The organism is Flavobacterium ginsengiterrae (assembly GCF_039539785.1).
In the GTDB taxonomy this organism is placed as follows: Bacteria; Bacteroidota; Bacteroidia; order Flavobacteriales; family Flavobacteriaceae; genus Flavobacterium; species Flavobacterium ginsengiterrae.
This window is the reverse complement of record NZ_BAABDU010000010.1, coordinates 20,425-32,773: the sequence shown is the minus strand read 5'-3', so window position 1 is coordinate 32,773 and position 12,349 is coordinate 20,425. Positions and strand designations below refer to the sequence as shown.

The window sequence follows — 12,349 nt, the reverse complement described above, 5'->3', positions numbered from 1 at the left end:
TAGTGAATTATTTGTCTAAAGTTTTAAGCGGAATCGTTGTGTCTGAAATCGTTTTGTCTTTGTTGTCTTTAACCAAAACATGAATTTCACTTAAAACTGGAGAATCTTTTAGTTCTGAAACTAAATTGACAAATCCTTTTATCTCTGCAACTCCACCGGTAAACTCACCAGAAATCACTTTTGTTCCGGCAGTAATCGTGTAAATTAATTTGTTTACACCCGGTTCATTATTTTTTCTATAAATTCCCAAGAAATCTTTTTGGCTTATTTGTAAAGGGAAAAATCCAAAAACAGGTGCCGGCGGCGGTACATAAGCTCCGGCATATAATACCTGATCCGGAGTAGTTCCTGCCCAGTCGTCTTTTACCATCAGGAAAACTAAATTTTCCATAACATAACCTTCCGGAGCATTGTAATAATCTTTAGGAACTAAATCCATTTTATAGAAACCGTTTCCTAAATCTTTTAATTTTGTTTTTTCTGCTATTTCCGGCAGCCATGACTGATATTCTTGCTTAATATCCCAATCATTTAACCCGCTATGCATGTGAACACTTGTTGCACCTGCAAATCCCGGAGCTAAATTGGCATTAAAAAGAATACTCACACCTTTATCTAAAGTTGGCTTTGTAGGATATGATCTGATTAATTCATTTGCAGTATAAAATGAAGAAAAATCAGTGTAAGGCATATTCGCCACTTCAGATTGTCTTGAACCGTTTTTGTTTTTTAAACGGAACCAGAAACCAGCACTTGCTGCAATTTCTGCCGGAGTTTTAGAAAAATATAATGTTGGAGTAAGCGTAAAGCTCCAAATTTTATTTCCTTCATATTTAAGTTTGGCAAAATCAGATGAGTTTTCCCAGTTTCCAGCGTCTGGTTCAGATGGAGACCAAATCCAAATGTATAAATCCTCATTTTCAGCGAATGTAGTACTCGATAAATCGAAATACCATGTTACTTTTTCATCATATTTGTAAACTACCGGAAATGATGACATTGCACCTACAGCTCCTGCGGCTTCTTGTGCCTTAGTAAAATTAGGAGCCATCAAAAGGGCAAGTAAAATTGTATATAGAAATTTTTTCATATTACTTTTTAATTAATAGCATTTAATTTAAATACATAAGACACAAACGCAGTTCCTCCTGAAGAATGAACTAATTGAAATTCCATTTCGCCATTCTTTCCAGGAACCGATGTTAATCGAAGTTCGTCTGTTTTTTGAGTTTTCTGTGCGTCACTGTACAAGTAAATTAAAACAGCACTCGCATTAGTCTGCTGAAAAGCTGAGCTAAGTTCCCAGTATCCTTTTGGAGCAAATAAAGGAGGAACATTTCCCGTTACTTCATAACTTGTAGGATTGTTTTTCTCGTCTACGCTGAAGTTGATTTTAAAATCTTCGTAGTTAAAAAAAGTACTCAAGTTTTCTTCGTTTGGTTCGATCTTATTTGTCTTTGCAAATTCATCAACCATTTTCAAATTTGTTAATCCCCAATTTCCATTTACTTTCTCATAAATAGTAATTGGGTCAACATAGCTGCCGTCTTCTGTATTATCGCAGCTAATGGCGAAAAAACACATAAAAAGAGCTAACCAGTAATAACTTTTACTTCTCATAAATTTTTGGTTTTTGTTAGTTTTCCATCCTTTTAAAAGGACAGTACGAAACTATATCTTAAATAAATCTAAAAAAAAATATCTGCGAAAAATCAAGATATAATTCAAGCTTTTTAAAACATAAAAAACTAATAATCAATAATTTAAACTTTTAAAAGAAATACAAAAATCAAGGTCGTGTTTAGATCAAAAACAGCAAATAAATAATGGTAAATATGACAATATGAAAATTTTCTATCAATATTTTTTCACTATACACATATATAATCACATTTTATTGTATAATTGCAAATTATTAGAGTACTTTTAACATTTCAAAGCCGTTTCTAGGCGCCTGAGAGGCTTTTTTAAACAAAACATCAACTAACTGCTCTTTATTCTAAAAACTGAAAATCATCAGTTTTAATTAATTTTGTACATAAAACGAATTAACTCAACCTATAATTATCTTATCTTAAAACCACAACCAAACCATGCAAAAAATATTCATTTTATATTTTTTCATTATGGGTTTTTCTCTAACTGCGAAAGAGACAAATCCAATTCTTGAAGAATTAGATAAAGTACTTCTAAAAAAAGAAGTTTACCTTAAACAGAAATATCGCAAAATAGAAACTTTAAAAAAGAATGTATCAAAGTATACCGTAAGTCAGAACAACGAACAGCTTTATAATACGTATATGTCATTGTTTGATGAGTACAAATCATTCAAATACGATTCTGCATATTACTATTTAGAAGAAGCAAAAATCAAAGCCAAAATTTTAAAAGATCCAAAGTATCTGGCAAAAAGCCGTATTAAAGAAGGTTTTGTGCTGCTTTCGTCTGGATTGTTTAAAGAAGCGATAGACACGCTAAATGTTATTGATGACAAAAAACTGGATCAAAAAAACAAATTCGAATATTACAACATAAAAGCCCGTGCTTATTATGATTTAGCCGATTATAATCGTGATCAGCGTTTTAATATTCATTATGTACAACAGGGAAATCATTTCCTGAAAAAAGCTTTAGAATTAATTGGAACCAACACAAACGAATATTGGGCCGCCGAAAGTTTAAAACGTTTAAAACAACAGGACTGGCGCGGTGCCGAATTTGCTTTCAGCTACTGGATCAGTAATTATCATCTGCCTCCTGATTATTACGGAATTGCAACTTCGAGCCTTGGTTATATTTATTCTGAAAGAGGTTACACAAAAAAAGCCATTCAGTACCTGGCACTCGCCGCAATAGCCGATGTAAAAAATGCCACCAAAGAAACCGTAGCGCTTCGAAATCTTGCCAATGAACTCTTTAAAATGGGTTATTTAGACAAGGCAAATGAGTATATTAATATAGCCATGGACGATGCGACGTTTTACAATGCCAGACATCGTAAAATTGAAATTTCGTCGATTCTTCCTATTATTGAAAAAGCACAGTTGAATAATGTAAAAGACAAGAATGATAAACTGGAAAAGATTATTATTCTCCTAACGATCCTGACTTTGATTATTATTTTGTTCTCGATTATTATTTTCAAACAGTTAAAAGAAAAGAATAAAGCCCGAAAAATTATGGCTTCATCCTATGCGCAATTGCAGGAAATGAATGTAAGTCTGAGTGAAGCTAATGCAATTAAAGAAGAATATATAACATATTTTATTAAAGCGACATCGGCGTTTATTAATAAAATAGATCATATCCAGAAAAGTACGCTTCATAAAATTATTACCAAAAAAACCGACGAAGTTATTGCGAGTTTAAAACGCTATAATGTAAAAGAAGAAAGAGAAAATCTTTTTCATCAGTTTGATGAGATTTTCTTAAAACTGTTTCCAACTTTTGTAACTGATTTTAATAATTTGTTTCCAAATGATCATAAATCCATTGTAAAGAAAGGAGAACTTTTAAATACCGAACTCCGCATTTTTGCATTATACCGATTAGGGATTCAGGACAGCAGTCAAATGGCCGAATTTCTGGAACTTTCTGTAGCTACCATTTATACGTACAAAACCAGAATTAAAAGTAAATCTGATTTTAAAGATACTTTTGAAGAGAAAATTATGGCGATTAAGACGATTTAAGGTTCTGAGATTCTGAGAAGCTAAGATTCTAAGTTTTTTTATCATTAAAAAGCTTCGGAGAAGTGAAATAGTTATAGAAATATTCATTCTGCAAAAAAAGAGCTTCGGAGAAACTATATATTTATAAAAAATATTAATCTCATAAAAGAGCTCCAGAGGAGTGCCACGTTTTCTATGTCGCTCCGCTGGAGCTTTGCTGTATAGATAAAATTAATTGTTATAAATATTTCATCCCGCGGGGATTTATTCATTCTGCAAAAAAGCTTCGGAGAAGCCATATATTTATAGAAAAAACATTCGTCTCATAAAAGAGCTCCAGAGGAGTGACACGTTTCTATGTCGCTCCGCTGGAGCTTTACTGTATAAAATAAAATATTTTCTACAAATATTTCATCCCGCTGGGATTTATTCATTCTGCAAAAAAACTTCGGAGAAGCCATATATTTATAGAAATATTCATTCTACAAAATGAGCTTCGGAGAAGCGATATATTTATAAAAAAGCATTCATCGCATAAAAAGAGCTCCAGCGGAGCGACACGTTTTTCTATGTCGCTCCGCTGGAGCTTTGCTGTATAGATAAAATTAATTGCTATAAATATTTCATCCCGCTGGGATTTATTCATTCTGCAAAAAAGAGCTTCGGAGAAGCCATATATTTATAGAAATATTCATTCTACAAAATGAGCTTCGGAGAAGCGATATATTTATAAAAAACATTCATCTCATAAAAGAGCTCCAGCGGAGTGACACGTTTTCTATGTCGCTCCGCTGGAGCTCTGCTGTATAGATAAAATTAATTGCTATAAATATTTCATCCCGCTGGGATTTATTCATTCTGCAAAAAAGCTTCGGAGAAGCCATATATTTATAAAAAACATTCATCTCAGAAAAATAGCTCCAGCGGAGCGACACGTTTCTATGTCGCTCCACTGGAACTTTGCTATATAGATAAAATTAATTGCTATAAATATTTCATCCTGCTGGGATTTATTCATTCTGCAAAAAAGCTTCGGAGAAGCGATATATTTATAAAAAACATTCATCTCAAAAAAATAGCTCCAGCGGAGCGACACGTTTTTCTATGTCGTTCCGCCGGAGCTTTGTATTTAAAATAATTCGTGAATTCGCGGCGAAAACTCTTATTCCGACGTTTCTAACTGCAAAATCATATTTTGATAATATTTGCTGAGCGAAAACAACTGCTCTGCAAAAATCATAACAGCCAACGGCACAAAGAAAAACATGATTAAATTTTCTTCATATAAAAATAAGTCGTCAGCATAAAAATACGGGTGTATTCGAGATAATAAATCCATTTTCGCTGTTCTAAAATAGCACCGCAGTTAATCAGGGTAATTATTACGATTGCTAAAACAAAAATCTTATCATAAGTTTCTAAACTCTCAAAATAATAGGTAAAAACAGTCAGCAGTAAAGTGCAGACTGCAAGCTGAATATAAAGATAATTTCTAAAGCGTAATCTTTGGTGCGGATTGCTTTTATCCTGAAGAAAGCGTTTTTCAAGAGTTGGACGAATATCCTGATCCATATTAGCCGGACTGCCAAAAACGGCCTGCCATCTGGCTTTAAAACCTTTAGAACGTTTCCATAATTCATATATTTCAAAATAATAATGAAAATGCTGCCAAAGAAAACTATAACTTTTAAGCGGATGTGTTAATCCGTATTTAGGTTTTTCTTCTTCTTCCTGAAAAGTTCCAAAAAGACGATCCCAAAATGTAAACATATCGCCGTAATTTTTATCCAGATATTTTTCGTCAGAAGCGTGATGAACGCCATGAACTGAAGGCGTAACAAAAACATACTCCAGCCATTTTATTTTCCCGATAAGCTGTGTATGTGTGAAAAAAGAATAAGCTCCATGTACAATAAGCATTGTAATTACCATTGTAGGATGAAATCCAATTAATGGCAGAATACACCAAAATCCTGTTCGTATTATGGCCTGAAAAGTAGTGATTCTGGCCGCTGCGGTAAAATTAAATTCTTCGCTGTGATGATGCACAATATGCGCTGCCCAGAAAAAGTTGACTTCATGTCCTAATCTATGATACCAATACCAGACAAAATCTGTAGCAAGTATTAAAGCAATCCAAACTAAAACCCCGCTTGGAATTTCAAAAATTCGATAATCGTCATAAATCAAATAATACAATTGATAAAAACTTGCGGCAACAAATAGATTAATCAATCGCTCTGCAATACCAATACTTATATTAGAAACTGAGCTTTCATAATTAAAAATTTCAGGTCTTTTTTTTCGTTGTGCCAGTTTATATTCCAGAAATAGAAAAAGAAAGAAAGCTGGCATAGCAAAAGCTAGAAAATTAATATTTTTCATTTTTGAAGATTACTTTATATTGATTTTAAAATTAAAAAGACAATTTCATCAATCAATAACACCTGTTTTACAAATGATATTGACTGATGAAACTCATCTTAACTATAGTTATAAAAATTAATTCTGTTTAAATTGCGGCGCTTCCAGAGCGACTTCTTTTACAGATTGTGTTTCGGCTACTTTTTTCAAGGCAATAATATAAGCCGCTATTCTTGGCGTAACATCGTGTTTTGCCGCAACTCTAAATACAGTTTCAAAACCTTTCTCCAAAATATCTTCTAAACGCTTATTGATCTGATGAATTCTCCATGATTCTAAAAGCGAATTTTGAAGCCATTCAAAGTATGAAACTGTAACACCGCCGGCATTTGCCAAAATATCCGGAACTACTAAAACACTGTTTTCATGCAGAATTTTATCAGCATCTGATGAAACCGGACCGTTTGCCGCTTCGATTATTATTTTGGCACGAATATCTTTGGCATTTTTTTGTGTAATAACATCTTCTTTTGCAGCAGGAATTAAAACATCGACATCTAAAAGCAATAAATCTTCATGTTTAATTGCAACTGAATTTGGATATCCTTTTATAGTTTTATTATTGAGATTGTAATACAAAATCAATTCAGGAATATTAATTCCGTCCGGATTATAAAAAGCTTCCGAAACATCGCTCACCGCCACAATCTTCACTCCTTTTTCATATAAAAATAAAGCCGAATGCAGACCCACATTTCCAAATCCCTGAATTGCTGCCGTAGACTTTGCAGGTCTGATTTTTAATTTTTCAAGTGCCAGCAGCGTAATAATGCTTACTCCTCTTCCTGTTGCCTCAACTCTGCCCAAAGAACCGCCGGAATGTAAATGTTTTCCGGTAACAACAGCATGAATTGTTTTTCCGTGTACCAGCGAAAATTCATCCATAAGCCAGCCCATTTCGTCAGGTCCTGTTCCCATATCCGGAGCAGGAACATCTTTTTCAGGACCAAAAATATCGGCTAAAGCTTTTGTATATGCTCTTGTAATTCTTTCTAATTCAGTTTTAGAAAGAGTTCTTGGATCGCAGATAATACCGCCTTTTGCTCCTCCAAACGGAATTCCTGTTACAGCAGATTTCCAGGTCATCCAGGCGGCAAGTGCTTTAACTTCATCAAGATTTACGGCAGTATCATAACGAATTCCTCCTTTAGAAGGTCCTAAAGCAGTATTGTGAATCACGCGGTATCCTTCAAAGTTTTTTTCTGTTCCGTTGTCAAGCGTAATAGAAAAATTAACAACAATTTGTTTTTCCGGGCGCTGCAATTTTTGTTTTATAGATTCGTCTAAATTAAGAATGTCAGCCGCTATATTAAACCTGTCAATCATAGATTGAAAGGGATTCTGTTTTATAATTTCTGTACTCATAGTATTTACTTTAAATTTTTGGTTTATAGAATTTGGGTTTTATAAATGTGTACCTGAATAAATCAAGAATTGAAAAGGCAACACGGAATTTTCGTCCTGAAGCACTGCATCATACTATTAAAGTTTCTATTTGATCTCATTTGAGTTGTTTTTAAAAGTTTTAAAAAAAAGCCTTCCATGGTGCATGAAAGGCTAAAAAAAAAAATAACTAACAAGTACTTTCTCTATTAACGCCATTTCACCGCATTGTTTGACATACAGCACATCGCTAAGCTGCACATAAACGGGATGATATTTGGAACATAGTTTTTCATTGTTATGACAAATTTATAAATATATTTTATTAATTCTATCGAATTAGTATAGTTTGTTTTAAAAAATTTTCAAACAAAATCAAAATCCTTTAAAAATCAACACCTTAAAGAATAAAAAAAATTACATTAATTGAGAAAAAACAATAAAAACGATAGCTATTAAGGCTAAAATAATTCCTGCGAAGTTCATTTTTGATAGTTTTTCTTTGAAGAAAAGAAGACCAACAAGACTTCCTAAAACAATAACTCCCATATTCATTCCAGCAAAAACTGTAGATGGATTTTCGGCAAATGCTTTGTGGGCTTTTAAATAAAATAGAATATTTCCGAAATTAAATATCCCAACCAAAACTCCAAAAAGAATATTTTTATAATGAAGCTGTACTTTTTTTAAGACTACATTATATATTACAATTAAAAGAGAAACAGCCAGTGAAATATCAAAAACTATAAATAACGATGTTGTATAAGGCAAAGCGGTAAAAAGTGCAATCTGTTTAAAAAGTATATCAATGATACCAAAACCTATAAATACGGCAGCCGGATAAATCCATTTGTTTTGATCGTTGGTTGATTGCTTGCTTAAAATGAACAAAAGTGCAATAAATCCAATTACAAGCCCTATAACTTTATAGGAATTAAAATCTTCTTTAAAAATTAACCATGCAGCAATTATAGGAATAAATAAAGATAAACGCTGTGCAGCATCAGTCTTAACGATTCCCATATATTTTATAGAAGTAAACAAAAACAAGAAAACTATTGGCAGTAAAACACCAACCGCTGCATAAATATTCCAAGGTGCATCTGCATGTACAACACCCAAATCCGGACTAAATGTAAAATAGCACAAAATAAGCGCCATTACATAATTGAAAGTAATAATCTGGATAGGATCTGCATTGTATTTTCGGGTTATTTTGAAGATTACACCCACTGTAACACTGCATAGAACACTTAAAATAAGAAACAACATAAATTTATTTTTTGGAAGGTAAAAGTAAACTATTCTAAATTGAAAAGGCCCAGCCGGTTTTAAAAAACCGGCTAGACCAGATTAAAATTCTAAAAAGAAAGATCTTTAAAGTTTGCTGATATAACTGCCGTACATATCTTTAAACTGATGGCCTTGCGCAAAACGATCTTTGCTTAATTTATTATATTCTACCAATGCCCATAAAACAAACTCTTTCATGAAATATTGGTCTTTTTTATCTAATTCTGGCTGGTATTTTTTCAGAAGTGAATCTAAAGGTGTTACTTCATTCAAAATATTTTGATATTCAGCATCAGAAGCATCATCTAATAATTCGAAACCACTTTCGGCAAAAAACCATTCTATTAAATCAGAATATGGCGTTTTTTCTCCCGGTTTTTCCAGCTTTTCAATTTTAGGAAAAAATGTTGGAAACAAAGTCCTAATGGCCGAACCTATCAAATGTTGCGCAACCACAGCAGCTCCCTCCTGCTCTCCTTCGTAAACTAATTCTACTTTTCCTGTAATGGCTGGAATAATTCCCATAAAATCAGACAAACGCAAATTTGTTGTATCTGCTCCCGTTTTTAAAGCGCGGCGTTCTGCTGTACTAATCAGGTTTTCAAACGCAGTGATGCTCATTCTGGCACTTACACCGCTTTTGTTATCGATATATTCGCTTTCGCGTGCTTCAAAACTTATTTGTTCTAAAATGTCTTTTGCCAGACTTGGCACATACACAATATCACTTTGGCTTTGATCCAGTTTTGCTTCCTGTTCTGTAATAGTTCTTGCAATTTGTACACTTTCAGGATAATGCGTTAAAATCTGTGAACCAATTCTGTCTTTTAAAGGTGTTACGATGCTTCCTCTGTTTGTATAATCTTCTGGGTTTGCCGTAAAAATAAACTGCATATCAAGCGGCATTCTTAACTTGAAACCACGAATTTGAATATCACCTTCTTGCAAAATATTGAACAGAGCTACCTGAATTCTGGCTTGTAAATCCGGTAATTCGTTGATTACGAAAATACAGCGATTTGCTCTCGGAATCATTCCGAAATGAATCACGCGGTCATCTGCATACGAAAGTTTTAAATTTGCTGCTTTTATTGGGTCAACATCACCAATTAAATCTGCAACGGTAACATCTGGCGTCGCCAGCTTTTCGAAGAAACGCTCGTTTCTATGCAACCATGAAATTGGAGTTTCATCTCCTTTTTCATCAATTAAATCTTTGGCAAAACGCGAAATTGGATTAAGCGGATCGTCATTAATTTCTGAACCGGTTACAAACGGAATATACTCGTCTAATAATTCAACCATTTTGCGCGCCAGACGCGTTTTTGCCTGTCCGCGAAGACCTAATAAATTAATATTATGACGAGAAAGAATAGCACGTTCCAATTCTGGAATTACTGTGTTTTCAAATCCGTGAACACCTTCAAAAACCGGTTTCCCCGATTTAATTTTTTCACGCAGATTATTTCGCAATTCGTCTTTTATACTAGTGCTTTTATATCCTGCAGCTTTTAACTGCCCTAATGTTTTTATATTGTTTATTTCCATTTTATTGAAATGTATAATTTTAATTGTTTTTGATAATGATGGACAATATTGTGTCATATCTTTGTGTAGACGCACAGCAGTGCGTCTCTACGATATGCATTGTATATATTTTTTTCAAAAAGAGACCTTTGAACCTTTGAACCTTAGCACCTTTCTAACGAACCCTCTTCTTCCTATTCGTTTCATAATCTTCAAAAATCATTTCACCCAGACCTTTTAATCCTGTATAAAATGCTTTTCCCTGATTGGCTTCTGTAAAATGATTTACAAATCGCTGTAAATAAGGATCTCTGGCAATCATAAATGTTGTAATAGGAATATGCAGTTTTCTTGCCTGCTGCGCCTGTGTATAACATTTATCTACAATGTATTCGTCGAGCCCGTTACTGTTCATGTAATATGAACCGTCTCGCTCACGGACACAACTTGGTTTACCATCGGTAATCATGAAAATCTGCTTGTTGGTATTTCGTTTTCTACGCAAAATATCCATTGCCAATTGCAACCCAGCAACTGTATTGGTATGATACGGTCCAACTTGCAGATATGGTAAATCTTTAATAGGAATTGTCCAGGCATCGTTTCCAAAAACCAAAATATCCAATGTATCTTTTGGATATCTGGTTGTTATAAGTTCAGCCAAAGCCATTGCTACTTTTTTAGCCGGAGTAATTCGGTCTTCTCCGTATAAAATCATACTGTGGCTGATGTCGATCATCAAAACCGTACTCATTTGTGCTTTGTGCTGGGTTTCTTCAACAACCAAATCATTTTCGGTAAGCATGAAACTTTCAACTCCGTTATTGATTTGTGCGTTTCTAAGACTTTCCGTCAAGGAAATACGTTCTAAACCATCTCCAAAATTAAATTCACGGAATTCTCCGGTATGTTCATCTCCGTTGCCGGCATGTTTAGTTTTGTGATTTCCGTTTCCAGAACGCTTTAAATTTCCAAAAATCTGGTCTAAAGCCTGCTGGCGAATTGCTCGTTCTGTTTTTGCAGTTATACCTAAACCATTTGAACCATCTGGTTTAACTTCGTCTTTTATGTAACCTTTCTTTTTTAAATCTTCGATAAAATCATCGATTGTGTAGTTCTCATCGGTCAGTTTATATTCTTTATCTAACTCCCTAAGCCAATTAATTGCTTCATCAAAATCCCCCGAAGTATGGGTGATCAGCTCTTTAAAAATGCCAAAAAGTTTCTCAAACGGAGACTGAAAGGGAGCTTCGTACGACTTAAAATAAAAACCTTTTTTAAATTCGTTTTTCATAATTTTAAAATTACATCTTTTTAGAATTATGAAAAACGAAACGTTTATTAATTTTTAGTTAAAATATTTAACCAAAATCAACAGCTAACAGTGTTAGATATAATAATTATTCAAACTTTCCATCAACATAATACCAAGCGCCATTTTCGAATTTAAAAGTAGAAAATTCGTAATGAACCTGTGGTTTTTGATTAGAATCTAAAAAATAAGCTTTAAATTCTACGGTGTTTTCAGTAAAACTCAAAATTTCGAGTTTCTGCCATTTATTAGCTTCCGCCCAATTCAGGATTTCTGCTTTTGAATAATATTTTCTTTCAGAAACATGAGTGGTTTCTAAGAGATATTCTGCATTATGAGTTGCATAACCTGAATATCTGGAACGCATTAGAGCTAAAGCCGACGGCGCTTTTTGATTATTCTGAAGATATAATCCACAGCAATTTTCAAAAAGTAATCCTGTATCGCAGAAACATTTTTTACTCTCCATCAACTGGTTCTTCTCCATTAATTTTAACGTGCAGCTGATTCAGCAAAACCTGATAACGGCTTATTTCTCTTACTTCTTCATCTTCTTCAGCAAAATCAATCATTTCATCTAATGTTTCACTTACTTCAAGAAGTTTATTATTAGCTTCTCTATCATTTTTTTCAGCAATCAAATCAATGATTTCCTGTACTCTTGGTTTTAATTCTTCAAATTTACTATTCATGTGTGCTTTTGTTGTTTTTGTTTCAGGTTTCAGGTTTCATGTTAACT

The 12,349-nt window shown here is 33.5% G+C and carries 10 protein-coding genes; 1 reads left to right on the top strand and 9 read right to left on the bottom strand.

The features are described 5' to 3' along the window. Positions 1 to 7: 7 nt before the first annotated feature. The gene (locus tag ABD859_RS22275; protein ID WP_345146948.1) at positions 8 to 1,090 is read right to left on the bottom strand and encodes an antibiotic biosynthesis monooxygenase family protein; all 1,083 of its coding nucleotides are present in this window, start codon (positions 1,088 to 1,090) and stop codon (positions 8 to 10) included. 8 nt (positions 1,091 to 1,098) lie between these two features. Further along, positions 1,099 to 1,620 carry a DUF5004 domain-containing protein gene (locus tag ABD859_RS22270; RefSeq protein WP_345146947.1) on the bottom strand — a complete coding sequence of 174 codons (522 nt, stop codon included), beginning with the start codon at positions 1,618 to 1,620 and terminating at the stop codon, positions 1,099 to 1,101. Between the two features lie 473 nt (positions 1,621 to 2,093). Here ABD859_RS22270 and ABD859_RS22265 point away from each other — a divergent pair, with 473 nt between their 5' ends. After that, positions 2,094 to 3,692: a DUF6377 domain-containing protein gene (locus ABD859_RS22265; RefSeq protein WP_345146946.1), complete on the top strand. Its 1,599-nt coding sequence runs from the start codon at positions 2,094 to 2,096 to the stop codon at positions 3,690 to 3,692. Between the two features lie 1,248 nt (positions 3,693 to 4,940). On the opposite strand, the gene ABD859_RS22260 is transcribed toward ABD859_RS22265, so the two are convergent. The 7 genes from ABD859_RS22260 to ABD859_RS22230 all read right to left on the bottom strand — a co-directional run bounded on the left by ABD859_RS22260 (position 4,941) and on the right by ABD859_RS22230 (position 12,302). Continuing rightward, on the bottom strand, positions 4,941 to 6,056 hold the full coding sequence (locus ABD859_RS22260) for a sterol desaturase family protein (protein ID WP_345146945.1): 1,116 nt from the start codon (positions 6,054 to 6,056) through the stop codon (positions 4,941 to 4,943). 117 nt (positions 6,057 to 6,173) lie between these two features. Next, positions 6,174 to 7,460, bottom strand: a complete 1,287-nt coding sequence (locus ABD859_RS22255) for a Glu/Leu/Phe/Val family dehydrogenase (RefSeq protein ID WP_345146944.1) — start codon at positions 7,458 to 7,460, stop codon at positions 6,174 to 6,176. 435 nt (positions 7,461 to 7,895) lie between these two features. Then, complete coding sequence (locus tag ABD859_RS22250; protein ID WP_345146943.1) at positions 7,896 to 8,750, bottom strand: EamA family transporter; 855 nt, start codon at positions 8,748 to 8,750, stop codon at positions 7,896 to 7,898. Between the two features lie 105 nt (positions 8,751 to 8,855). After that, positions 8,856 to 10,319 carry an AAA family ATPase gene (locus ABD859_RS22245; protein ID WP_345146941.1) on the bottom strand — a complete coding sequence of 488 codons (1,464 nt, stop codon included), beginning with the start codon at positions 10,317 to 10,319 and terminating at the stop codon, positions 8,856 to 8,858. Between the two features lie 154 nt (positions 10,320 to 10,473). Further along, a complete protein-coding gene (locus ABD859_RS22240) occupies positions 10,474 to 11,592 on the bottom strand; it encodes a vWA domain-containing protein (RefSeq protein ID WP_345146940.1) in 1,119 nt (372 codons plus the stop codon). A gap of 106 nt (positions 11,593 to 11,698) precedes the next feature. Beyond that, on the bottom strand, positions 11,699 to 12,097 hold the full coding sequence (locus ABD859_RS22235) for a YchJ family protein (RefSeq protein ID WP_345146939.1): 399 nt from the start codon (positions 12,095 to 12,097) through the stop codon (positions 11,699 to 11,701). Then, on the bottom strand, positions 12,069 to 12,302 hold the full coding sequence (locus ABD859_RS22230) for a hypothetical protein (RefSeq protein ID WP_345146938.1): 234 nt from the start codon (positions 12,300 to 12,302) through the stop codon (positions 12,069 to 12,071). The genes ABD859_RS22235 and ABD859_RS22230 overlap by 29 nt, the downstream gene beginning before the upstream one ends. Between the last annotated feature and the right edge of the window lie 47 nt (positions 12,303 to 12,349).

Coding starts and splice junctions, on each gene's coding strand:
- ABD859_RS22275 (WP_345146948.1), bottom strand. CDS start 1,090: ATGAAAAAATTTCTATATACAATTTTACTTGCCCTTTTGATGGCTCCT.
- ABD859_RS22270 (WP_345146947.1), bottom strand. CDS start 1,620: ATGAGAAGTAAAAGTTATTACTGGTTAGCTCTTTTTATGTGTTTTTTC.
- ABD859_RS22265 (WP_345146946.1), top strand. CDS start 2,094: ATGCAAAAAATATTCATTTTATATTTTTTCATTATGGGTTTTTCTCTA.
- ABD859_RS22260 (WP_345146945.1), bottom strand. CDS start 6,056: ATGAAAAATATTAATTTTCTAGCTTTTGCTATGCCAGCTTTCTTTCTT.
- ABD859_RS22255 (WP_345146944.1), bottom strand. CDS start 7,460: ATGAGTACAGAAATTATAAAACAGAATCCCTTTCAATCTATGATTGAC.
- ABD859_RS22250 (WP_345146943.1), bottom strand. CDS start 8,750: ATGTTGTTTCTTATTTTAAGTGTTCTATGCAGTGTTACAGTGGGTGTA.
- ABD859_RS22245 (WP_345146941.1), bottom strand. CDS start 10,319: ATGGAAATAAACAATATAAAAACATTAGGGCAGTTAAAAGCTGCAGGA.
- ABD859_RS22240 (WP_345146940.1), bottom strand. CDS start 11,592: ATGAAAAACGAATTTAAAAAAGGTTTTTATTTTAAGTCGTACGAAGCT.
- ABD859_RS22235 (WP_345146939.1), bottom strand. CDS start 12,097: ATGGAGAAGAACCAGTTGATGGAGAGTAAAAAATGTTTCTGCGATACA.
- ABD859_RS22230 (WP_345146938.1), bottom strand. CDS start 12,302: ATGAATAGTAAATTTGAAGAATTAAAACCAAGAGTACAGGAAATCATT.